The organism is Nocardia goodfellowii, assembly GCF_017875645.1.
In the GTDB taxonomy this organism is placed as follows: Bacteria; Actinomycetota; Actinomycetes; order Mycobacteriales; family Mycobacteriaceae; genus Nocardia; species Nocardia goodfellowii.
Window position 1 is genome coordinate 7,325,328 of the sequence record NZ_JAGGMR010000001.1, and the last position, 21,963, is coordinate 7,347,290.

Here is a 21,963-nt window from a genome sequence, read left to right on the forward strand (position 1 = left end):
CGGCCGCGGCGGTTTACGGTCCACGGTGTAATAGTCCGCTACGCCAGATCTTCCGCGGAATCCACGGCCGGTTTCGGCGCGGCGTCCACGTCGTGGATGCGGTACTTCTTGGCTGCCTCGACCACCTTGGCGGGATCGAACCGGCCCGTACGCGCCAAACCGTCCAGCGCCGCGACCACGATCGACTGGGCGTCGACGTTGAACACGCGCCGAGCGGCGGGCCGGGTATCGGAGAAACCGAACCCGTCGGTGCCGAGCGTGGTGAAGTCACCGGGCACCCACTTGCGCACCTGATCGGGCACCGCGCGCATCCAGTCGGTCGCGGCGATATACGGGCCCTGCACACGCGAGAGCGCTTCGGTCACGTACGGCTGCGGGATATCGGCACCCGGGTCACGCAACTGGGCGATCTCCTTGGCCAGCGCCTCCTTGCGCAGCTCGCCCCACGAGGTCACCGACCAGACATCGGCCTGCACACCCCAGTCCGCGGCGAGGATGTCCTGTGCGCGCAATCCGTCGGGCACCGTGACGCCCGAGACCATGATCTGAGCGCGCACGTCCCCCTCACCACCACGCTTGTAGAGGTAGAGGCCCTTGAGCAGACCCTCGATATCGAGGCCCTCCGGCTCGGCCGGCTGCTGGTACGGCTCGTTGTAGAGGGTGATGTAGTAGAAGACGTCCTCGCCGCCGAAGGTGTCCGAGGGACGCTCCCGGGGCTCGGTGCCCGGCACCGCGTAAGGCAGCGCCGGTGGCTTGCCGCCGCCGTACATCCGGCGCAGGCCGTCGCGCACGATATGGGCAAGCTCGAAGGAGAAGGCCGGATCGTAGGTGACGACCGCCGGATTGGTGGACGCCAGCAACAGCGAGTGGCCGTCGTTGTGCTGCAGGCCCTCACCGGTCAGCGTGGTTCGCCCGGCGGTAGCTCCGAGGACGAAACCGCGCGCAAGCTGATCGGTGGCGGCCCACAGACCGTCGCCGGTGCGCTGGAACCCGAACATCGAATAGAAGATGTAGAGCGGGATCATCGGCTCGCCGTGCGTGGCGTACGAGGTGCCCGCCGCGGTGAACGACGCCGTCGAACCGGCCTCGTTGATGCCCTCGTGCAGGATCTGCCCGACGGTGCTCTCTTTGTAGGCAAGCATCAATTCCGCGTCCACGGACGTATACAACTGACCGTTGCGGTTGTAGATCTTCAACGAAGGGAACCACGAGTCCATACCGAAGGTCCGGGCCTCGTCGGGGATGATCGGCACGATCCGCTTGCCGATCTCCTTGTCCCGCAACAGCTCCTTCATCAGGCGCACCAGCGCCATCGTGGTGGCCACCTGCTGCTTGCCCGAGCCCTTGCGCACCGACTTGTAGGCCTCGTCACCCGGAAGTTGCAGAGGCTTTGCCGCAGTGCGTCGTTCGGGCAGGAAACCGCCCAGGGTCTTGCGCCGGTCCAGCATGTACTGGATCTCGCGGGCCTCCATACCGGGGTGGTAGTACGGGGGCAGGTACGGATCCTTCTCCAGCTCGGCATCGGAGATCGGGATGCGCTGCAGATCGCGGAAGTCCTTGAGGTCCTGCAGCGTCAGCTTCTTCATCTGATGCGTGGCGTTGCGGCCCTCGAAGTGCTTGCCGAGGGTGTAGCCCTTGATGGTCTTGGCCAGGATCACCGTCGGCTGACCCTTGTGCGCCATCGCCGCCGCGTAGGCCGCGTACACCTTGCGGTAGTCGTGGCCGCCGCGCTTGAGGTTCCAGATGCCCTCGTCGGACAGATCCTGCACCAGCGCCTTGGTGCGCGGGTCACGACCGAAGAAGTGGTCGCGGACGTAGGCGCCGTCATTGGCCTTGTAGGTCTGGAAATCGCCGTCGGGCGTGGTGTTCATCAGGTTCACCAGCGCGCCGTCGCGATCCGCGCCGAGCAGCGCGTCCCACTCCCGGCCCCAGATCACCTTGATGACGTTCCAGCCGGCGCCGCGGAAGAACGACTCCAGCTCCTGAATGATCTTGCCGTTACCGCGAACCGGGCCGTCCAGGCGCTGCAGGTTGCAGTTGATGACGAAGGTCAGGTTGTCCAAGCCCTCGTTGGCCGCCACCTGGATCAGGCCGCGCGACTCCGGCTCGTCCATCTCACCGTCACCGAGGAAGGCCCACACGTGCTGATCGGTGGTGTCCTTGATGCCGCGGTCGTTCAGGTAGTGGTTGAACCGGGCCTGATAGATGGCGTTCATCGGGCCGAGGCCCATGGACACCGTGGGGAACTCCCAGAAGTTGTTCAGCAGCCGCGGGTGCGGGTACGACGGCAGGCCGCGCCCGGGGCCGCCGTGGCTGTATTCCTGACGGAAGCCGTCCATCTGATCGGTGGACAGGCGGCCCTCCAGGAAGGCGCGGGCATAGATGCCGGGCGAGGCGTGGCCCTGGATGAAGATGGAATCGCCGCCGCCGGAGTGATCCTTGCCGCGGAAGAAATGGTTGAAACCCACCTCGTACAGCGCCGCCGAGGACGCGTAGGTCGAGATATGGCCGCCCACACCGATACCCGGGCGCTGCGCGCGATGCACCATGATCGCGGCGTTCCAGCGGATCCAGGCGCGGAAGCGCCGTTCCACCTCCTCGTCGCCGGGGAACCACGGCTCGTTCTCGGTGGGGATGGTGTTGACATAGTCGGTGGAAGTCAGCGACGGGATGGCGACACGGCGTTCGCCGGCCCGCTCCAGCATGCGCAGCATGAGGTAGCGCGCGCGACCCGGGCCTTCCCGGTCGAGCATCTCATCGAACGACTCGAGCCATTCGCTGGTTTCCTCCGGGTCGATGTCAGGTAGGTAGGACGCCACCCCTTCGCGGATCACCCGAACCCGGGCGGCCGCCGCATGCGACGGCTTGGCGTCACGATCGGCGGCGGGGTCGGCGTTCGGGGCAGCGGATTTCGCTGCAGCGGAAGAGTGGATCAGGTCGGTCAAATCTGCTCCTCGTACAGGGGGTGGACAAGCTGTTGGCGTCTGTATCCCCGGGCGGGCCGCTGTGGTTGTGCGAACCACCCGTCTACGTAAGGTCCGGGCGCACCCTCCATCCTTGCCGAAGGTGCGTCCCAGGTCATCATGTCAGCAGGAAATCCAGTACGGTTTCCTCCGCAGCGGGTTACCCGATAGTTTTCCGGCGCGAGCCCGAACTGCGTGATGTCCGCACACACCCCAGACAAACCCAAGAGCGGGGAGAGAGATGAAGCTGCTGGATCCACGCCGATTCGGACTGGCGTGCGCGGCCATTGCCGTCGCCGCCGGTCTGACCGTCGCGGGCTGCGCGAATCGGGTTGATGGAGTCGCCAATCCGAACGCCGCCGATCTGGCCGCGTACAAGACCGAAGCCGCCGCCTCCTCGGCCGCGGCGACCTCCTCCCGGAAGGCCGCCGCACAGGCTCAGGCCATCAGTGAGAACTGCGCGCAGTTTCCCACTACCACCGGTGTCGGCGTCAAGGCCTACAACGATTTCGTGGACGCGCACGACTCGAACGCGCCGGACTACGCGGCCAAGCGGGACGGTGCCGCGCAGACCCTCGACGATGCCGCGAACAAAGTCGAAGCGGGCATGAACAGTGTCGCCGGGGGCGCGCTGCCGGAAGATCTCGCCGGAAAATTTTCCGCCTACATTTCCGCGGCTCGTTTGCTCGCCGAAGAGACCCGGAAAATGACGTATACCGCGCCCGTCGGTGGCCTCAACGAGGCAAGCAAGCAGGTCAACGACGCGCGCACCGCCGTGAAGGACGCTTGCCCGAAACGCTGAAAACCGACCGAAAACCCGAGATGCACCCGCGACATTCGGTGGTAATTCCACCGATCGGCTTGCGCTCGGGGCGATAACCATGTTCGCTTGCAACTACCTATTGTCTCGGGAGTTGAGGAGGACACCACCGTGGTCGCCGCGGCGGACGCGCAGAACTACGCTCAGAAGCTTGGCATTACACACGGCATGGTTGTCCAGGAACTGGGATGGGACGAGGACACCGACGACGACCTGCGGGCCGATGTCGAGGAAGCCATCGGCAGTGAAATGGTCGACGACGACACCGATGAGGTGGTCGATACCGTTTTGCTCTGGTGGCGCGAAGGAGACGGCGATTTGGCCGACGAGCTGATGGAAGTCATCAGCCCGCTGGCCGATGACGGCGTCATCTGGGTCCTCACCCCCAAGACCGGTAAACCTGGCCATGTCGATCCGAGCGAGATCGCCGAAGCCGCGCCCACGGCGGGCCTGACGCAGACATCTGCGATCAGCCTGGGTGCGTGGACCGGAAGCCGCCTTGTTCAGCCCAAGGCGCCTATCAAGCAGCGCTGAGTACAGACAACGCTGATCCATTCGCTATGGTTTTCGCCGGGCGGTGCGACACCGCCCGGCGAAACCCGACACGATGGAGGACTCGCGGATGGCCCTGGATGGACCCTTGGAAATCGGTGCTGTGGCACCGGATTTCACGCTGAAGGACCAAAACAACCAGGACGTCACGCTCTCGTCTTTCCGCGGCAAGAAGAACGTGCTGATCGTCTTCTACCCGCTCGCCTTCACCGGCATCTGCCAGGGCGAGCTGTGCAAGGTGCGCGACGAGCTACCCAAGTTCCAGAACGAGGACCACGAGATCCTGGCGATCTCCGTGGGCCCGCCGCCCACCCACAAGATCTGGGCTTCCGAGCAGGGGTACGTCTTCCCCCTGCTCTCCGATTTCTGGCCACACGGCGCCGTCGCCCAGGCCTACGGCGTCTTCAACGAGAAGTCCGGCTGTCCGAACCGCGGCACCTTCGTCGTCGACAAGACCGGCCACATCCGCTTCTCCGAAATGAACGGCCCCGGAGAGCCCCGTGACCAGGCGGCTTGGGAGAAAGCGCTCGCCGCGCTAGATTCATAAACCGCGCCGTCGGTTCCGACCGAAGGCACGGGCGTATAGCTCAGCGGTAGAGCACTGGTTTTACACACCAGCGGTCCGCGGTTCGATCCCGCGTGCGCCCACCCTTACCGGCCAGGTACCGCCTGGCCTTGATCATCGGGATGCTTCCCACGGTCCTGCCAGCCCGTCCCAAGAGCAAGCTCTGAACTCGCACTGCGGTGCGCAACGGTTTGCCTTCAACTGGGGACTCGCGATGGTGAAGGCCAATCTCGCGCAGCGTGAAGCGGAGCGAACGTACGGGATTCGCGAGTCGGATCTGACACCGAGCTCGGACTGGTCGGCCTTCGGATTGCGGAGAGCTTGGAACCAAGCCAAACCGAGCGTCGCTGCGTGGTGGCCGGAAAACTCCAAGGAGGCCTACGCCAGCGGGCTCGCGAATCTGGCTGCTGGACTTCGACATTGGTCAGCAGCGAGGACCGCCACGAGCAACAGGCGGCCACGGTTTCCCAGATTCCGGCCCAAGCGCGGGCGGCGCTCCTGTCGGTTCACCACTGGCGCGTTGGGGCTCGCCAGCGCAGATCGCCGACATATAAGACTGCCGCGCATCGGCATCGTGCGAACCATGGAATCCACCCGGAAACTGGCTCGCCATATCGAGCGCGGCACCGCTCGGATCCGCTCAGCAACTGTGAGCTTCCGGCGAGGGCGTTGGTATGTGTCGTTTTCGGTGGAAGTCGATCACCACATCCCGGCCCCGACTCGGCATCGGCTTCCAGTCGTCGGCGTCGATCTCGGCATCACGCACTTGGCCGTGCTGTCCCAGCCCGTGGCGGGTTTATCCGACGAACAAGGCATGGTGCCGAACCCGAGGCGGCTCGAACATGCTCAGCGAAAACTTCGCCGGCTACAGCGTCAGGCAGCCCGCCGACGCGCGCCCGACAAGCGAACCCGAGAGACCCCGTCCAGACGCTGGTCCGTCACTCGCGCCGAGATAGCCCGATTGCATACCCGCGTGGCCAGTTCACGTGCCGACATGCTGCACAAGCTCACCACGGGCTTGGTCGCCTCCTTCGCTGCGATCGTCGTCGAAGACCTGCATGTCGCAGGCCTCCTACGCAATCGCAGACTGTCACGGCAAATCGCCGGAGTCGGGTGGGGCGAGTTGCGACGCCAACTCGAGTACAAGGCGGCCTGGAGCGGCACCCAGCTGCTCGTCGCTGATCGGTTCTACGCGAGCTCCAAAACCTGTAGTTCCTGCGGTGCAGTGAAAGCCAAACTGCGTCTGTGTGAACGCGTCTACCGATGCGGACAGTGTCCGCTGGTACTGGATCGAGATCTCAACGCAGCCCAAAACCTGGCCGGTCTGACCGTGCCGACAGACGGCACGTCCACGGCGAGTTGCGCCGCGACGGAAAACGAGCCCGCTGGAAACCCTCGTAAGACCGGCACGGAGTCGGCAACGGGTATCGCCACGGGAAGGCCCCCGAGGTCAACGCTGGGTAGCGATACCGCAGCTGCTGAACAAGCAACGGTTCGATCCCCTCTGCGTTCTTTCAGCTGATACGCAGGTATTTACCTTCACTCGTTTTCGGTGACGGTGGTGTCCGGGTGGCGGCGGCTGGTGTCGGGCTTGACGAAGTGGCCGGTGATGGCGGAGCGGTCGCGGCGGTTGGTGCCGTCGTGGGGTTCGTTCTCGCTGAGGGTTGTCTTGGGGTTTTCGGCGGCTGTCTGTTCGGTGACGTATTCACCGGTTTCGGCGGAACGGTGGCTCTTCTCGGCCATGACATCTCCTGTGGCTCGTGCACGGCTGCTGGACGGGCCGTGCGGTTGCTTTTCGGATACCGCGGGACACGGCGGTGAAACGTCGGAAGTGGACCTGGCCTCGATGCTGGGCGATACATTGGAAGCCGGTCCCGCCGGGGATGGAGGCTCGTATGCGGCGTTCGTTCGGCAAGAAATTGGTGGCGGTCTGGGCAGCGGTGATCATGCTCGCGGCCCTGGGTTGCGGGTCGGAGGGCGGCGCGCAAGCCTTCCGGTTCCAGATGGTGGAGGGGCAGAACCTCAACTATCTGCTGCGCGAGGGGAATACCGCCGCGCATCTGCTGTTGCGGTCGGGCACGCAGCCGCGGATCGTGGTGGCGTTTCCGGCCGGGAACAGTGGGACCGGGGCCTGGTTCGAGCCGTTGGCCGCGCCGGCGGAGTGGGAGCTGGACGCGGCGCCGGATGCGAAGGCGGACAAGGATTCCCGCGGGCGGCCACGAACCGGGATCGAGTTCACCGCCTCGGTGCGGACGCCGACGCTCACGGTGCGCGAGGCTGTGCTGTCGAATGTGCGGGTGCTGCGGGACTACAACCAGAAGGGTGTTGTGCCCGCGGAAGTGCTTGTGGCACCCACTGTTTCGGGCAACACGATCACCTGGGAACGGGATCGGCTGGACGGCGGCCCAGGCTATCGGCTCGGCTTGGAGGTGGTCGACGGCACAGTCTCGGGCGGCACCATCACCGCGGACGCCGACGGCCGGATCCGGCTGCGGGTCACCGCGTCCACCGGTGACACTCCCCTGACTCCGCTGGCCGGCCCCGAGTTGCTGAACGGCGCGGAGGCGACACTCGAGAGCGCGAAGAACACGCTGACGTTCCTCAGCTACCGGGAAAAGTTCGTGGGTGGGTCGTGGCAGTACCTCACCTACTTCGGCCGGGACACGTTGATCTCGACGATGCTGCTGATGCCGGTGCTGGCACCGGAGGCGACCGAAGCCGCGATCGGCTCGGTGCTGGAACGGCTGGGGCCGGACGGGGCGGTGGCGCACGAGGAATCGCTGTCGGAGTTCGCGTTGTTGACGCGGCAGCAGGAGAACGGCCCGGCGAGCGACGCGCCGATTCTCGACTACACCATGGTCGACGAGAACTATCTGCTCGCACCGGTCGCCGCCGCCTATCTGCTCGACCACGCGGCGGCCGCCGAGCGCGCGACCGGCTATCTCCGTGGCGACGCGGGTTCAGCGCTGCTGCGCAATCTGCGGCTGGTGGTGTCGAGTGCGGCGGCGTTCGCCGGTGAACCGCGGTATCAAAATCTGATCGGGCTGCAAGCGGGCCGCGATTCCGGGCAGTGGCGCGACAGCGATATCGGGATCGGCGGCGGTCGCTATCCCTACGACGTCAACGCCATTCTGGTGCCCGCCGCGCTCGAGGCGACCGCCCGGTTGCTGGACAGTGGTGTGCTCGACCCCTATCTCACCGAGAGTGATCGGCTGGAGCTCTCGTTCGCCGCCGCGCACGCGAAGGTGTGGCGGGCCGAGGCGCCGCGCCTGTTCACCGTGACGCTGGACCAGCGGCAGGCACAGGAGGCGGTCACCGGGTATGCCGGGCGAATCGGGGTTCCGGCGGCGACGCTCGGCCCGGAACCGGTTGTCTTCCCGGCGATTTCGCTCGGCGCGGACGGCGCCCCGATTCCGATCGTGCATTCCGACGATGTCTTCGAGCTGTTGTTCGGGCGGCCCGCCCCCGAGGACTTGGACAAACGGGTCGCCACCTTGATCCGGCCGTTCCCGGTCGGTCTGATGACCGGGGCCGGGATGGTGGTCGCGAACCCGGTGTTCGCCGACCCGGAATTGCAGGCGCAGTTCACCACGCACGACTATCACGGCACCGTGGTGTGGTCTTGGGTGCAGGCCGCGTTCGCCGCCGGGCTCGAACGGCAGCTGACCCGCACCGACCTCCCCCACCCGGTCCGGGACCGCCTGGGCGCCGCGCAGCGAACACTGTGGGACGCGATCGAGCGAGCACAAACGATGCGGAATTCCGAACTGTGGAGCTGGGGTCTCCAAGACGGCGCGTTCCGTGTCGTGCCCTTCGGCTCCCGCACCGCCGATGTCACCGAATCCAATGTCGCGCAACTGTGGAGCAGCGTCTATCTCGCGGTGCGGCCACCACGCTGAACTACCGCGCTGTGCTGGTGCGCAGGCCGGAGTCGCCGCCCTGGCCGGCTGCCCGATGTCCTGGTCGCCGGGGCGACGGGGTAGAAAAGGGGTCGGGCGCGGTTCGCGCGGCCACGCAACGACACCCTGAGAAGGAGAGAGGCTCTTCATGGCGACCTCTGAAGCGCGCGCACAGATCGGTGTGACCGGCCTGGCGGTCATGGGTAGCAATATCGCCCGCAACTTCGCCCGCAACGGCTACACCGTCGCGCTGCACAACCGCAGCATCGGCAAGACCGACGCCCTGCTCGAGGCGCACGGCGGCGACGGCGATTTCGTGCGCACCGAGACCATCGAAGAGTTCGTCGCCGCCCTGGAAAAGCCGCGCCGGGTGCTGATCATGGTCAAAGCGGGTGACCCCACCGACGCGGTGATCGAGGAACTGGCCGCGGCGATGGAACCCGGCGACATCATCATCGACGGCGGCAACGCCCTCTACACCGACACCATCCGCCGCGAGAAGGCCATGTCCGAGCGTGGCCTGAACTTCGTCGGCGCCGGTATCTCCGGCGGCGAGGAAGGCGCGCTGAACGGTCCGGCGATCATGCCGGGCGGCCCGAAGGAGTCCTACGAGTCGCTGGGACCGCTGCTGGAATCGGTCGCCGCCAAGGTCGACGGCGTACCCTGCTGCACCCATATCGGCCCCGACGGTTCCGGGCACTTCGTGAAAATGGTGCACAACGGCATCGAATACGCCGACATGCAGCTCATCGGCGAGGCCTACCACCTGTTCCGTGACGCACTCGGTTTCGATGCCAAGCAGATCGCCGATGTGTTCACCGACTGGAACTCCGGCGATCTGGAGTCCTACCTGATCGAGATCACCGCCGAGGTGCTCAACCAGGTCGACGCCAAGACCGGCAAGCCGCTGGTCGATGTGATCGTCGACGCCGCCGAGCAGAAGGGCACCGGCCGCTGGACGGTCAAGTCGGCACTGGATCTGGGTGTGCCGGTGACCGGTATCGCCGAGGCGGTGTTCGCGCGCGCCCTGTCCGGTTCGCGCGCCCAGCGCAAGGCCGCGGTCGGTCTGGCCTCGGGCACCCTCGCCGCTAAGCCCACCGATGTCGCGCAGTTCACCGAGGACATCCGCCAGGCGCTCTACGCCTCGAAGATCGTGGCCTACGCCCAGGGTTTCGACCAGATCGCCGCGGGCAGCGCCGAATACGACTGGAACCTGCGCCCCGGCGACCTGGCCACCATCTGGCGCGGCGGCTGCATCATCCGCGCCCGCTTCCTCAACCGCATCAAGGACGCCTACGCGGAGAACCCGGAACTGCCCAGCCTGATCCTGGCCCCGTACTTCCGCGAGGCCATCGAAACCGCCATCGACAGCTGGCGGCGCGTGGTCTCCGCCGCCACCCTGCTCGGCATCCCCGTCCCCGCCTTCGCGTCCTCGCTGTCCTACTACGACGCCCTGCGGGCCGAACGCCTCCCCGCGGCCCTGACCCAGGGCCAGCGGGATTTCTTCGGCGCCCACACCTACGAACGCGTCGACGCCGAGGGCAAATACCACACCCTGTGGAGCGGTGACCGCTCCGAAGTTCAGGCGTAGCGGTTCGATCCGGTAGCGGGACCGCGTTGCCCCGCTACCGGACCGTCCGCCGCTGTGCGTCGCGGATTCATCCGGTGTTACCTGCCGTGGTTACCCTCACGGGTACGCGGAAGGAGGCGGCATGGAATTCCGGCATCTCGTTTCGTTCCTGGCGCTCGCCGAAGAGTTGCATTTCGGCCGGGCGGCGCAACGATTGCACCTGAGCCAGCCGAGTCTGAGCGCGCAGCTGCGCAAGCTGGAAGCCACGCTCGATGTGCTGCTGGTAGAACGCAATTCGCACGAGGTGCGGCTGACGCCGGCCGGGCGGGAATTCGAACTGCAAGCCCGGCAGATCGTCGCTCAGCTGGAGCGCGCGGCGCTGGCGGCGAAGGCCACCGCCGAAGGCCGGGCCGGCACGCTGAGCGTCGGTTACAACCTGCCGGCGAGCCGGCATGTGCTGCCGGGCGCGTTGGCGCGGATGACCGATCGGCACCCGGACATCGCGGTCTCGCTGTGGGAGAAGCGCACCGGACCGCAGCTGGCGGCGCTGGCGGCGGGCTCGCTCGATATCGCGCTGGTATACGGGCATCCCAGCACCTCCGAGTTCCGGTACCGGCGGCTGCTGCATCGTGTGCCGCTGGTAGCGGTGGTGGGGCGGCGGCATCGCTGGGCGGATCGGCCCAGTGTGCCGTTCGCTGAGTTGCAGGGGCAGGAGTGTGTGCTGTTCGCCCGCGAGCAGTGTCCGGCGATGTACGACTCCATTTTCCGCGCCGCGGCGTTGAATCGGATCTCGCTGACGGTTGCTCGCCATGCCGACGATCCCGGCGCGACCGCGCATATGGTGTCGGTGCGCCCGCTGGTCGGGTTCGCCTCCGTGACGCGCGCGATGTCGATGGGGCTGGGCGCGCCCGGTGCCGGCCCGGTCGCGGTGAAGCTGTCGAATCCGGTGCCCACGCTGGACCTGTACGCGGTGTGGCGGGCCGAGGAGTCCAATCCCGCGACCGCGCTGTTCCTGGACTGTATGGAATCACTTCAGCCCCGAACGGACGAAGGCGTTGACGATGTGGCGTTGCAACACCAGATAGAGCAGTAACACCGGCAGGCAGGCCAGGCCGGCCAGCGCCATCAACGGCCCCCATTGGTCGCCCTCGGTCCCCATGAAACTGCGCAGGCCCAATTGCAGGACGCTGTTGGATTGCCGCAAAACCACCGCGGGCCAGAAGTATTCGTTCCAGGCATTGATGAACAGCAGAATGCCGAGTGCCGCGAGCGCGGGTCGCAGGTTCGGCACCACCACGGTCCACAGGATCGACCACGAGGAACGCCCGTCGATCTTGGCCGCGGCGATCAGTTCCTTGGGAAAAGCCGACATGTGCTGGCGCAGCAGCAGCACGGCCAGGGCGGAGCAGAGCGTCGGAAGTACCACGCCGATCAGGGAATTGATCAGGCCCAGTCGAGTGAGCAGGATGTAGTTGGGCAGCATGGTCACCTGGAACGGGACCAGCCAGGTGCCGACGAAAGCCAGATACAGCACTCGCCGCAGCGGGAAGGTGTACATGGCGAACGCGTAGGACGCCAGCAGCGCGATGAGAAGTTGCCCGGCGGCCGAGAGCACCGCTACGAAGAAGGTGTTCGCGATCAGCCCGGTGATGTCCACCTTGTGCGCCGCGTCGGCATAGTTGGCGACCGACAGCGGCCACGGGATCGGCGCGAGCGAGGTGACATCCTCGGGGCGGCGCAGCGCGGTCGCGAACAGCCAATAGATCGGAAAGGCGCAGAGCAGCGCGGTGGCCGCGAGCAGCAGATGTCCACCGATGACACGGATCCGGTCAATCATCATGGAAGGCGACCTTTTCCGAGATCCAGACCAGAATTCCGGCGATCACTCCGAAACCGAGGAACAGCAGCACCCCCGCCGCCGCACTGAGCCCCGCGTCGAAGCTGTGGAAGGCGTAATCCCAGAGCAGGTAGTAGACATTGGTGGTGGCCTGCGCCGGGCCGCCCTGGGTCATCGAGTCGATCAGCGGGAAAGTGACCGTGGGGCTGAGCAATACGGTGGTCAGCACCAGGAACATCAGCGTCGGCCGGAGTAAGGGCAGCGTGATCCAGCGGCGGATCTGCGCCGAGTCGGCGCCGTCGACCCGCGCCGCCTCCTCGTAATCCGTGCTGATACCGGCCAATCCGGCCCACACCACCAGCACCGCGAAACCCAGCAGCTGCCAGCCGGTGATCCCGATGATCACGCCGTGCGCGGTGGCCGCGTCGAAGACCCAGTTGCGGTGCGTGCCGAGAACTCGGTCGACGAACCCGCTGCCCGGGTGCAGCAGCCAGCGCCACACGGCCGCCGCCGCGACCGGAGCCACCAGGAAAGGCGCGAAAATGAGTGCGTGATAGACGGTTCGGGCACGGCCGTGCACGCGGCGGCTCGCCAGCGCGATGAGCACTGGCAGCAGTACCGTGAACGGCAGCAGACCTGCGATCAGCACCGCGGTCCGGCCCAGCGACGCGCGGAAAGCCGGGAGTTCGAGCAGCCGTTCGTAATTCGCGGTTCCCACCGGGACCATAGGTGCGCTCGGAAGCAGGTTCCACGAGTAGGTCGACAGTTGAAATGCCTGGGCCAGTGGTTGATACGTCCACACGACGAGCAGAAACACAGCGGGCGACAGATACAGATACGGTACGCAGGCACCTATCCGGCGCGACCAGGACCGGCGCGCGGGTGCCGCGGCCGGCGCGCTGCCCGGCACCGCTTCCGGCCGCTCAGCGACGACGAACATCGAACGGCCTCCGCACTACGAGCGCCGCGTTCCCCGCGCGGAACCGCCGGCTCACCGCGCCTCGGCTCGGTCGATGGCGCGCAGATGGGCCAGCATCTCGTTCTCGTCTCGCTCATAGACCTCCGGCGCGGGCGTGGCCTCCACCGCGCTCACCACGAAATCCAGGCCGAGCACATCGATTCGGCTGTAACCGAATCCGCGCAGCGCGCGCATCCGGCCGGGCGGCGGCATGGCGTCGAAACGGTAGGCCAGCGCCGGACCGACCCACACCGGAATCCCGGCCAGCGCCCCGGCCGCGGTCATGTGGTTGTGCCCGCACAGGATCAGCCGCACGTCGGTATTCGCCACCACCGCCGCGAGGCGGACTGCCTGGTCGAGATTCAACAGTTCGGCGGCCGCCATCCCGGACGGCAACGGCGGATGATGCAGGACGAGCAGGGTGCCACGCGGTGCGGGGCGGCGCAGCTTCCGGCCCAACCAGGTCAGCTGGCTGTCCTCGAGTGCGCCCCCGTGCCGGCCGGGCGTGGTGCTGTCCAGCGCGATGATCCGCAGGCCCGCGACCTCGACGGCCTGGTCGTGCGGCTCGAGCACCGATCCCGGCGCGTGGCCGAGGAGTTCGACGCCGAAGCTGACGCGTTCGTCGTGGTTTCCCATGACGTAGACCACCCGCGCTCCGAGTTCGGCCGCTACCGGCTCGACCGCCGCACGCAGGCGGCGGTACCCCTCCGGCGCACCGTTGTCGGTGAGATCACCGGAAAGGACCAGGGCGTCGACCGGGCCGGAAGCCCGCAATCGATCCAGCACGAGGGTGAGATTGGCGTAGGTGTCGACCGTGTCGTAGAGCAGTTCACCGGCGGGCCGGATATGGGTGTCGGTGAGCTGCACGATCCGCAGATCTCGCAGGTGCGCGAACATCATGTGGCCGGAAGGAGTTTCGCGCCCTCGGCGCGAGCGGCGGACAGTGTGGACTGCGGATCCCGGCCCTGGAACACGATGGCCTCGACCGCCTCCATCATGCCGTCCCGGATCTGCAGATAGTTGTTGCCCGGCAGGGCCACCCACGGCTCCATCGCGTCCAGCTGGGAAACATTGGGCGCGAGCAATGGATTCGCCGCCGCCCACGCGCCGAGCGAACCCGGCTCGTTCAGCAATCCGGTCCGCAGCGGCAGGTAGCCGATGTTCTGCGCGATCTTCATATAGGACTCCTCGCTGGTCAGGAACTTGATCAATTCCCAGGCGGCGCGCTGCCGGGCCGGGTCCGCGGACAGGATGTGCAGGCCGGCGCCGGAATTGGTGGGGATGGCGGGTTTGTCACCGAATCGCGGCATGACAGTCGAGCGCAGGTCCCACTTGTCCTTGGCACCGACGACGAAAGTGCCTTGCACAGCGCTGGTTTCGAGAATCATGCCGATCTCGCCGCGGGCGAACGACTCGTAGCCCTGCTTCTGCGCGAGTTCGGGCATCCGGCCGCTGTCGACGAGATCCTGGGCCATGCGCGTGACCTCCACGACGGGCGCCTCGGCATAGGTGAGCGTGCGGCGGTCCTCCGCCAGCACCCGCCCGCCGTTCGAGCGCACCAATGACTGGAAGCACCAGTCCTTCGCGGCCTTGGTCAGGCAGTCGAGATAGACGCCGCCCTTGCCGGTCTTGCTGGTGATGGCCTGGGCCGCGTCGGCGACCTGCTGCCAGGTGACCGGTGGCCGGTTCGGATCCAGACCGGCCGCGGTGAACAAGCTCGCGTTGTAATACAGCACCGGCGTGGAGAAGACGAACGGGACGCCGTAGGTGTGGCCCGCCCAGTCGTCGAGCGTGCGGGCACGCGGATGATAGGGCAGGCGACCGTCGAAGTTGCGCTGCACCGCGTCCGCACCGAACAGGACGTCCAACGGCTTCGCCCGCAATTGGTTGATCGTGAAATCCAGGTCGCTGAAGCCTAATTGGGCGACATCGGGGGGACTGCCCGCGATCATCTGGTTCTGAATGCTGGAGATGGTGTCGGTGGCCGGGTTCGGGCTGTTGCCCTGTGGCTTCTGCGCGGTGACCTTGATCTGCGGGTACTTCTTGCCGAACTCGGCGATCAAGGCATTGAAGGTATCGGTCCACGCACCGGCCAGGCCGTAGTTGTAGGACTCGAACACGATCGAAACCTGCTGTCCCGGCGCCAATTCCGGGACCTGGGCGGTAGATCCCGGGTCTGTGGCGGTGGTGCCGCCGAGCCCGCAGCCGCTCACGGCGACGACGGCGGCGAACACCAGGCAAAGGAAGGGGGTAACGCGTTTCACGGAATCTCCTGATCGGGTCGTGCAGCACGGTTCAAGCGACGGGCACGGCCGCCACAGCCGCCATCGGCGAAATCGCCTGCGGCTCTTGCCAGGACAGGCGCAGGCCGGACTCGGGATGAAAGAGATGGATGTGCGCGGGGTCGACCCGGAAGCCGACGTCGTCACCGGCGCGCACGCCCGCCGGTCGAGACATGCGAGCGCACAGCGTGAGTTTTCCGGCCTCGATGTGGACCAGTTCCTCGCTGCCGAGGTTCTCGACCATGGCCACACGCCCGCGCACCGCGGCATCGGCGTGCTCGAGGCGGAGCTGTTCGGGGCGGATTCCGGCGAGGACGGCGGTGTCGTCGCCGGAATCCGCCGTGATGCCCAGCGCGGCGTCGATGCCGTCGGACAACACCCGCAACCCGCCGTCCCGCCGGGAGACGACGGCGGGAAACAGGTTCATGGGCGGTGAGCCGAGAAACCCCGCGACGAACGCCGTGCGCGGCCGGTCGTAGAGCTCCTCGGGGGTGCCGACCTGTTCGAGACGACCCGCGTCGAGCAGCGCGATGCGGCTGGCCATGGTCATGGCCTCCACTTGATCGTGGGTCACATACAGGAACGTCGCGCCGAGGCGGCGGTGCAGCGCGATGAGTTCGGCGCGGGTGGCACTGCGCAGCTTGGCGTCCAGGTTGGACAGCGGTTCGTCCATGAGGAAGGCGCCGGGATCACGAACCATGGCGCGCGCCAACGCGACTCGCTGCCGTTGGCCGCCGGACAGGGCACCGGGACGGCGGTCGAGCAACGCCGAGAGTTCCAGCGTCTTCGCCACCTCGGCGACCCGTTCGGCGATGTGGGCACGCGGGCGGCGGCGCGCCCGCAGCGGGAAACCGATGTTCTTCGCCACCGTCAGGTGCGGGTACAGCGCGTAGCTCTGGAACACCATGGCCAGGTCCCGCCGCTGCGGAGCGGAACCCGTGATGTCGATGCCGTCCAGCAGGATGCGGCCCGAGGACGGCTCCTCCAGGCCCGCGATCATGCGCAGCAGGGTGGATTTGCCGCAGCCGCTGGGGCCGAGCAGCACCATGAATTCGCCGTCGGCGATATCGAGACTCACCTCGCGAACGGCGTAGTCCGCGCCATAGGTTTTCGATATCGCGTCGATGTGTAGCCGGGCCACCAGGGCTCCTCCGGTCGGGCTGAGCTCGTACACCGGAAGTCTGGAGCCGTGACCGCCCGGGGGTGCGGGCGATAGGCGATTTCGATCGGGCGATCAGCGCGCCCGGCTAGACAGCGCTTCTTCCTCTCCTGAGCAGCAGTCGGCTCCACGTCGCTACGCGCCCGCCGAGACCGGCGAGGCCGCTGGGCGCGAGATACATGACCGCGATGATGAGCAGTCCGAAGACCGCGCCCGGTGCGGCTTGGTTGATGTCTTGGGCGAGGCTGGGGACGAACAGGACGAACAGGCCGCCGAACAGCGGACCCCACAGCGACCCGAGGCCGCCCACCACCAGACCCGCGAGCAGCGTGATGGACAGTCCGACCGCGAAGGAGTCCGGGGAGACGTAGGCGATCACCCAGGTGTAGACACAGCCGGCGACACCGGCGAGCATGGCGCTCCAGGCGAAGGCCAATGTCTTGTAGTAGGCCGGGCGCACGCCCATGATCTCGGCGGCGGTCTCGTTGTCGCGAATCGCGTTGAGCGCCCGCCCGACTCGCGAGCGCTGTATTCCGGCGACCACCAGCACGCAGAGCACCGCGGTGGCCAGACAGAGGAAGTACAGCCACTGGTCCTCGGCGAGCCCGGTCCACAGCGGCGGGGCCGGCTTCTCGAGCGTGAGGCCCATCGAGCCGCCGGTGACCGATTCGAAGCGTTTGAGCAGCGGCACCACGAAGATGGCGATGGCGAGGGTGACCAGCGCCAGATACAGGCCGCGTAGTCGCAGCGCGGGCACGCCGAGTGCCAGACCGAGCAGGAAGCAGACCGCCGCGGCGACCGGGAGGGTCGCCAGATGCGGTACGTCCCAGCGGTCCAGCAGGACCGCGGTGGTATAGGCCCCGACGGCGAGGAAGGCCCCGTGCCCGAGCGAGATCTGACCGGCCTGACCCACCAGCAGATTCAAGCCGAGCAGGGCGATCGTGTAGACCAGCGCCATGCTGAGCTGGAAGGTGTGGAACGGCATCAGCTGGAAGGGGGCATAGCAAGCGATCGCGAAGAGTACCGCGACGATGATTGCCCGCCGGTGCGTGGAAATTCGACCCAGCAGCGATGGTGACTGTGCCGCCGGCACTTCCGGTGTGTCCACTACGGCCGGTGCGGGGGTGTCCTTGATGCTCATACGCGTTCCACCGCCGCTTTCCCGAAGAGACCCTGCGGCCGCAACAGCAGCACGCCGAGGATGATCGCCAGTGGCACACCGATTTTGAGTTCCGTGCCGATGAAATCGACATACGCGCCGGTGAGGGTTTCGGCGACGCCGACGATCACGCCACCGGCCACCGCCCCACCGGGACTGTCGAATCCGCCGAGGGTCGCCGCGGCGAAGGCGTAGATCAGGACACCGCCCATCATGTTCGGCTCCAGGAACAACAGCGGCGCGGAGAGCACGCCCGAGACCGCGCCGACCAGCGCGGCCAGGCCCCAGCCGAGCGAGAGCACCACGCCCACCCGGATGCCGACCAGCCGCGCCGAGGCCGGGTTGCACGCGACCGCGCGCATCGCCAGCCCGATCCGGGTGTACCGGAACATCAGGTAGAGCAGTCCCATGACCACCGCGACCACGGCGATCACGCCGAGGCTGCCGTAACCGGCGCTCACCCCGCCGGCGCGTAAAGCGCCGTCCGGGAACGGGTTCGGGAAGGACTTGACCTGAAACGACCAGATCCACCCGGCCGCGGCGTTGATGAAGAAGAACAGGCCGACGGTGACGATGACCAGGGTCAGTTCCGCGCCGCCTTCCACCGGCCGGATGACCACGCGCTCGATCAGCATGCCGCCCGCGAAGGACACCGCGAGTGTCAACGGCAGCGCCAGCCAGAACGGCATCCCGCTCTCGATGCACTGCCAGGCCAGGAACGCGGAGAACATGGCGAGCTCACCCTGCGCGAAATTCACGATCCCGGTGAACCGGTAGATCAGTACCAGCGCCAGCGCGAGACCCGCGTAAATCGCTCCGGCACTGAGCCCTTCGATGAGTTGCTGTAGGAATCCGATCACGGCTACACCCGGTATCCGAGATAGGACTGGACGACCTTCTCGTCCTTGCGCACCTCGGCGGCCGTGCCGGACAACACGATCCGCCCGGTCTCCAGCACGTGGGCGTGACTGGATATGCCCAGCGCGAGATGCGCGTTCTGTTCGACGACGAGCACGGTGATCCGCTCCTGTTCGTTGATGGTGGCGATGATGTGGAACAGCTCCTGGGTGACCAGTGGCGAAAGGCCCAGCGACGGTTCGTCGAGCAGCAGCAGTTGCGGGCTCAGCATCAGCGCGCGGCCGATCGCCAGCATCTGCTGCTGTCCACCGGACAGGCCGCCGGCGGCGTCGCGGCGCTTGTCCTTCAGCACCGGGAAGAAGGTGAAGATGCGCGCCAGGTCGGCTTCCACGCCGAGGCGATCACGGCGCGGATACGCACCCAGGCGCAGGTTCTCCTCGACGGTCAGCGGCGCGAACGTGCCCCGGCCCTCGGGGACGTGGGCCACGCCGCGACGGGCGATGGTTTCGGGTTTGCGGCCCGCGATGTCGGCGCCGTCCAGGCGGACCGTGCCGGTGGTGCGCACCATGCCGGAGACGGCGCGCAACAGCGTGGTCTTTCCGGCGCCGTTGGGTCCGAGGATGGCGCAGATCTCACCGCGGTCCACCGAGAAGCTCAGACCCTGGAGCACGCGCGCTTCCCCGTAACCGGCGTGCAGGTCGGTGATGGTGAGAAATGGTTCGGTCATGCGGCGGTCCCCAGGTAGGCGGCGATGACATCCGGATGTTGTTGCACCTGTTCGGGATTGCCCTCGGCGATGACGCGGCCGAAGTCCAGGCAGACCACCCGGTCACAGAGACCCATCACGAAGCCCATGTGGTGTTCGACGACGACCACGGTGAGGTCGAGATCGGCGCGCAGCGTGCGTACCAGGTCGGCGAATTCGTCGACCTCGCCGTGACTGAGCCCGTTGACCGGCTCGTCCAGCAGCAGCAGCTTCGGGTGGATCGCGAGTGCGCGCGCCAGCTCGATCCGCTTCAACGTGCCGAACGGGAGACCGGCGGCGGGATGGTCGGCGACCCGCGCCAAGTCGAGGCGCTCCAGCAGCTCGCCGGCTTCGGCGCGCAGCTTCTTCTCCTCCCGGCGCACCCGGGGCAGGTGCAGGCCGGAGGTGCCGAATCCGGCCCGGGCGCGATGGTGCGCGCCGACCAGGACGTTGTCCCGCACGGACATCCGGCTGAACAAGCCGAGATTCTGGAAGGTGCGCGCGATGCCCAGACCGGCCAGCGTGTGCGGTTGCGCCGTCAGCAGATCGGTGCCCTCGTAGCTGATCGCGCCGCTGCCGGGGGTGTAGCGCCGGGTGAGGCAGTTGAACAAGCTGGTCTTGCCCGCCCCGTTCGGGCCGATCAGCCCCACCAGTTCCCCCGGTGCGACATGGAATCCGACGTCCATCAGGGCGGTGATGCCGCCGAAACGGAGCGTCAGCTGGGAAATTTCGAGCATATGTCCTCCAGCCCGCGTCTCGGAACGTGGACAGCGGGCGAGCAGTGAAGCCGGCGGCGTCGGCGCGGCCGATTAGGTCTTGCAAAGCGTAAAACCGCTGGTGAAAGCGCACATCGGGCGCGGAGGACCAACTTCGTGCCGATAGTTTGTCTCCTGTGGACAGTCCTTTTCGGCTAACGTTCGGCATCCGATCGCCCGAGGGCTGCGGCGGGGCTCGCGTTCGGACCATCGCCGCCACACAAACGCCACTACGCGAGGCGCTCGGAAGCGCCTCGCGTGCACGATGAACCGGCGGAGCACCCTGCGCTCCGCTTCAGATAGCTAACGGACAGCGATCTAGCGCCAGCGCGGCGCTTCGATCAAGAGAGCTGTTTCCGCAATTCCCGTTTGAGGACTTTGTGGCTCGGGCCCAGCGGCAGTTCGGTGACGAACTCGACGCGGCGCGGGTACTTGTGCTTGCCGAGACGTTCCCGGCCGTAGGCGATCACCTCGTCGGCGGTGAGCGGGGTCTCCGGGACGATGACCGCGCAGATCTCCTCGCCGTAGGTGTCGTCGGGCAGGCCGATCACGGCGACCCGGCCGATACCGGGATGGCCGATCAAAACCGATTCGACCTCGCTCGGGTAGACGTTGAAGCCGCCCCGGATGATCACGTCCTTGATGCGGTCGACGATCGTCAGATAGCCGTCGGGATCCTTGACCCCGAGGTCACCGGTGCGGAACCAGCCGTCGACCATCACTTCGGCGGTGGCGTCGGGCCGCCCCAGGTAGCCGCTGAACAGGTTGTGGCCACGGATGACCACTTCACCGGACTCGCCGTCGAGTAGCAACATGATCCGATCCTGGTGGGACGGGTCGGCGATACCGACTTCGATACCCCACACCGGGTGTCCGACGGTGCCTGGCTTGGGGCCCAGTTGCGGCTGGTTCACCGTCACGGTAGGTGAGGTCTCCGACAGCCCGTAGCCCTCCAGGATCTGCGCGCCGAACAGGTCCTCGAAGGCTTCCAGCACCGGTTGCGGAAGCGAGGCGGCTCCCGAGATACACAGTTTCAACCTGGGCAACTCGACGGCCGCCCGGGCGGCTTCGATCAGACCGAGGTACATGGTGGGTACACCGTGAAAGGTGTTCACGCCTTCGGCCACCATCAGCCGGATCGCTTCGGCGGCATCGAATCTCGGTTGCAGCACCAGCCGTGCGCCGGCCCGCCAGGTCGAGTTCATCGAGACCGTCTGCCCGAAGACGTGGAACAGCGGCAGCGCGCCCAGCGCGACGTCGGCCGAGCTGACGTCGTTGGCGTCGAAGGCGTTCACCGTCGCGCTCATCACCAGGTTGAAATGGCTGAGCTCGGCGCCTTTCGGACTGCCGGTGGTGCCACTGGTGTAGAACACCACCGCCGGATCGAGCGGTCCACGCGAGACGAACGTCGGAATCGGTTCACCGGCAAGCGAATTCGGATCAACACAGTCGATGCCGACACCCGCGGCCGCGGACTTGCCCACCTCCGCGAACTGGGCGTGGCACAGCAGCAGCCGCGACTGGGTATCGCGCAGCACGTATTCCGCTTCGGTGGCGGTGAGCAGCAGATGCACCGGCACCACTACCGCTCCGGCGGCCAGGATGGCGTAGTAGGCGCGCGGGAATTCGGCGGTGTTCGGGCACAGCAGTGCCACCCGGTCGCCCGGCCGCACCCCGAGTTCGATCAGCGCGGCCGCCTGCGACCGCGCCTGCTCCCACAGGGTGGCGAAGGTGATCCGCTGCTCGCCTTCCACCAGGGCGATGTGATCCGGTCGGCGCCAGGCTTGTTCGGCGAGAACGCTCGCCAGCGACAGTGTCGCGTTCATGGTGATTCCTATCGT

General features: G+C 66.8%; 19 protein-coding genes and 1 tRNA gene. 8 read left to right on the forward strand and 12 right to left on the reverse strand.

All coding sequences use genetic code 11. From position 1 onward, the window contains the following. Positions 1-38: 38 nt before the first annotated feature. The gene (gene aceE, locus BJ987_RS33940) at positions 39-2,945 is read right to left on the reverse strand and encodes a pyruvate dehydrogenase (acetyl-transferring), homodimeric type (RefSeq protein ID WP_209897125.1); all 2,907 of its coding nucleotides are present in this window, start codon (positions 2,943-2,945) and stop codon (positions 39-41) included. 259 nt (positions 2,946-3,204) lie between these two features. Here aceE and BJ987_RS33945 point away from each other — a divergent pair, with 259 nt between their 5' ends. From BJ987_RS33945 to tnpB, 5 genes are all read left to right on the forward strand, one after another. Then, a complete protein-coding gene (locus tag BJ987_RS33945) occupies positions 3,205-3,765 on the forward strand; it encodes an Rv2240c family protein (protein WP_209897126.1) in 561 nt (186 codons plus the stop codon). A 129-nt stretch (positions 3,766-3,894) separates the two neighbouring features. Further along, positions 3,895-4,317: a DUF3052 domain-containing protein gene (locus BJ987_RS33950; protein ID WP_209897127.1), complete on the forward strand. Its 423-nt coding sequence runs from the start codon at positions 3,895-3,897 to the stop codon at positions 4,315-4,317. An 88-nt stretch (positions 4,318-4,405) separates the two neighbouring features. Continuing rightward, positions 4,406-4,882, forward strand: coding sequence for a peroxiredoxin (locus BJ987_RS33955; protein WP_209897128.1), 477 nt, complete (start codon positions 4,406-4,408; stop codon positions 4,880-4,882). 29 nt (positions 4,883-4,911) lie between these two features. Next, positions 4,912-4,983: transfer RNA gene (locus BJ987_RS33960), tRNA-Val, on the forward strand. Then, positions 4,968-6,422 (forward strand): IS607 family element RNA-guided endonuclease TnpB, encoded by a 1,455-nt coding sequence (gene tnpB / locus BJ987_RS33965; protein ID WP_209899555.1) that lies wholly within the window; start codon positions 4,968-4,970, stop codon positions 6,420-6,422. Before BJ987_RS33960 ends, tnpB begins: the two co-directional genes overlap by 16 nt. 17 nt (positions 6,423-6,439) lie before the next feature. On the opposite strand, the gene BJ987_RS33970 is transcribed toward tnpB, so the two are convergent. Then, positions 6,440-6,643: a hypothetical protein gene (locus tag BJ987_RS33970; RefSeq protein WP_209897129.1), complete on the reverse strand. Its 204-nt coding sequence runs from the start codon at positions 6,641-6,643 to the stop codon at positions 6,440-6,442. 152 nt (positions 6,644-6,795) lie between these two features. Here BJ987_RS33970 and BJ987_RS33975 point away from each other — a divergent pair, with 152 nt between their 5' ends. The 3 genes from BJ987_RS33975 to BJ987_RS33985 all read left to right on the forward strand — a co-directional run bounded on the left by BJ987_RS33975 (position 6,796) and on the right by BJ987_RS33985 (position 11,462). After that, positions 6,796-8,799 carry a hypothetical protein gene (locus tag BJ987_RS33975; protein WP_245366260.1) on the forward strand — a complete coding sequence of 668 codons (2,004 nt, stop codon included), beginning with the start codon at positions 6,796-6,798 and terminating at the stop codon, positions 8,797-8,799. 148 nt (positions 8,800-8,947) lie between these two features. Further along, positions 8,948-10,390 (forward strand): NADP-dependent phosphogluconate dehydrogenase, encoded by a 1,443-nt coding sequence (gene gnd / locus BJ987_RS33980; RefSeq protein ID WP_209897130.1) that lies wholly within the window; start codon positions 8,948-8,950, stop codon positions 10,388-10,390. A gap of 121 nt (positions 10,391-10,511) precedes the next feature. Next, positions 10,512-11,462, forward strand: a complete 951-nt coding sequence (locus tag BJ987_RS33985) for a LysR family transcriptional regulator (RefSeq protein WP_209897131.1) — start codon at positions 10,512-10,514, stop codon at positions 11,460-11,462. Here BJ987_RS33985 and BJ987_RS33990 read toward each other — a convergent pair. The 10 genes from BJ987_RS33990 to BJ987_RS34035 form a co-directional block, all read right to left on the reverse strand. After that, positions 11,397-12,209 carry a carbohydrate ABC transporter permease gene (locus BJ987_RS33990; RefSeq protein WP_209897132.1) on the reverse strand — a complete coding sequence of 271 codons (813 nt, stop codon included), beginning with the start codon at positions 12,207-12,209 and terminating at the stop codon, positions 11,397-11,399. The two genes, BJ987_RS33985 and BJ987_RS33990, sit on opposite strands and share 66 nt — an antisense overlap. After that, positions 12,199-13,146: a carbohydrate ABC transporter permease gene (locus BJ987_RS33995; RefSeq protein WP_209897133.1), complete on the reverse strand. Its 948-nt coding sequence runs from the start codon at positions 13,144-13,146 to the stop codon at positions 12,199-12,201. Before BJ987_RS33995 ends, BJ987_RS33990 begins: the two co-directional genes overlap by 11 nt. Positions 13,147-13,197: 51 nt before the next feature. After that, positions 13,198-14,064, reverse strand: a complete 867-nt coding sequence (locus tag BJ987_RS34000; protein ID WP_245366261.1) for a metallophosphoesterase — start codon at positions 14,062-14,064, stop codon at positions 13,198-13,200. Further along, the gene (locus tag BJ987_RS34005) at positions 14,061-15,428 is read right to left on the reverse strand and encodes an ABC transporter substrate-binding protein (RefSeq protein ID WP_209897134.1); all 1,368 of its coding nucleotides are present in this window, start codon (positions 15,426-15,428) and stop codon (positions 14,061-14,063) included. Before BJ987_RS34005 ends, BJ987_RS34000 begins: the two co-directional genes overlap by 4 nt. A gap of 31 nt (positions 15,429-15,459) precedes the next feature. Beyond that, on the reverse strand, positions 15,460-16,587 hold the full coding sequence (locus BJ987_RS34010) for an ABC transporter ATP-binding protein (RefSeq protein WP_209897135.1): 1,128 nt from the start codon (positions 16,585-16,587) through the stop codon (positions 15,460-15,462). Between the two features lie 106 nt (positions 16,588-16,693). Continuing rightward, positions 16,694-17,746, reverse strand: a complete 1,053-nt coding sequence (locus BJ987_RS34015; protein WP_209897136.1) for a branched-chain amino acid ABC transporter permease — start codon at positions 17,744-17,746, stop codon at positions 16,694-16,696. Then, the gene (locus tag BJ987_RS34020) at positions 17,743-18,624 is read right to left on the reverse strand and encodes a branched-chain amino acid ABC transporter permease (RefSeq protein ID WP_209897137.1); all 882 of its coding nucleotides are present in this window, start codon (positions 18,622-18,624) and stop codon (positions 17,743-17,745) included. The genes BJ987_RS34015 and BJ987_RS34020 overlap by 4 nt, the downstream gene beginning before the upstream one ends. A 2-nt stretch (positions 18,625-18,626) precedes the next feature. Then, positions 18,627-19,349 (reverse strand): ABC transporter ATP-binding protein, encoded by a 723-nt coding sequence (locus tag BJ987_RS34025; protein WP_209897138.1) that lies wholly within the window; start codon positions 19,347-19,349, stop codon positions 18,627-18,629. Next, on the reverse strand, positions 19,346-20,104 hold the full coding sequence (locus BJ987_RS34030; RefSeq protein WP_209897139.1) for an ABC transporter ATP-binding protein: 759 nt from the start codon (positions 20,102-20,104) through the stop codon (positions 19,346-19,348). Before BJ987_RS34030 ends, BJ987_RS34025 begins: the two co-directional genes overlap by 4 nt. Positions 20,105-20,463: 359 nt before the next feature. Next, entirely contained in the window at positions 20,464-21,948 is a 1,485-nt protein-coding gene (locus tag BJ987_RS34035; protein ID WP_209897140.1) for a long-chain-fatty-acid--CoA ligase, read from the reverse strand. Between the last annotated feature and the right edge of the window lie 15 nt (positions 21,949-21,963).

Excerpts from the sequence above, each read along its gene's own strand:
- BJ987_RS33945 (WP_209897126.1), top strand. The coding sequence starts at position 3,205 with ATGAAGCTGCTGGATCCACGCCGATTCGGACTGGCGTGCGCGGCCATT.
- BJ987_RS33955 (WP_209897128.1), top strand. The coding sequence starts at position 4,406 with ATGGCCCTGGATGGACCCTTGGAAATCGGTGCTGTGGCACCGGATTTC.
- BJ987_RS33970 (WP_209897129.1), bottom strand. The coding sequence starts at position 6,643 with ATGGCCGAGAAGAGCCACCGTTCCGCCGAAACCGGTGAATACGTCACC.
- BJ987_RS33975 (WP_245366260.1), top strand. The coding sequence starts at position 6,796 with ATGCGGCGTTCGTTCGGCAAGAAATTGGTGGCGGTCTGGGCAGCGGTG.
- gnd (WP_209897130.1), top strand. The coding sequence starts at position 8,948 with ATGGCGACCTCTGAAGCGCGCGCACAGATCGGTGTGACCGGCCTGGCG.
- BJ987_RS33985 (WP_209897131.1), top strand. The coding sequence starts at position 10,512 with ATGGAATTCCGGCATCTCGTTTCGTTCCTGGCGCTCGCCGAAGAGTTG.
- BJ987_RS33990 (WP_209897132.1), bottom strand. The coding sequence starts at position 12,209 with ATGATGATTGACCGGATCCGTGTCATCGGTGGACATCTGCTGCTCGCG.
- BJ987_RS33995 (WP_209897133.1), bottom strand. The coding sequence starts at position 13,146 with ATGTTCGTCGTCGCTGAGCGGCCGGAAGCGGTGCCGGGCAGCGCGCCG.
- BJ987_RS34000 (WP_245366261.1), bottom strand. The coding sequence starts at position 14,064 with ATGATGTTCGCGCACCTGCGAGATCTGCGGATCGTGCAGCTCACCGAC.
- BJ987_RS34015 (WP_209897136.1), bottom strand. The coding sequence starts at position 17,746 with ATGAGCATCAAGGACACCCCCGCACCGGCCGTAGTGGACACACCGGAA.
- BJ987_RS34025 (WP_209897138.1), bottom strand. The coding sequence starts at position 19,349 with ATGACCGAACCATTTCTCACCATCACCGACCTGCACGCCGGTTACGGG.
- BJ987_RS34030 (WP_209897139.1), bottom strand. The coding sequence starts at position 20,104 with ATGCTCGAAATTTCCCAGCTGACGCTCCGTTTCGGCGGCATCACCGCC.
- BJ987_RS34035 (WP_209897140.1), bottom strand. The coding sequence starts at position 21,948 with ATGAACGCGACACTGTCGCTGGCGAGCGTTCTCGCCGAACAAGCCTGG.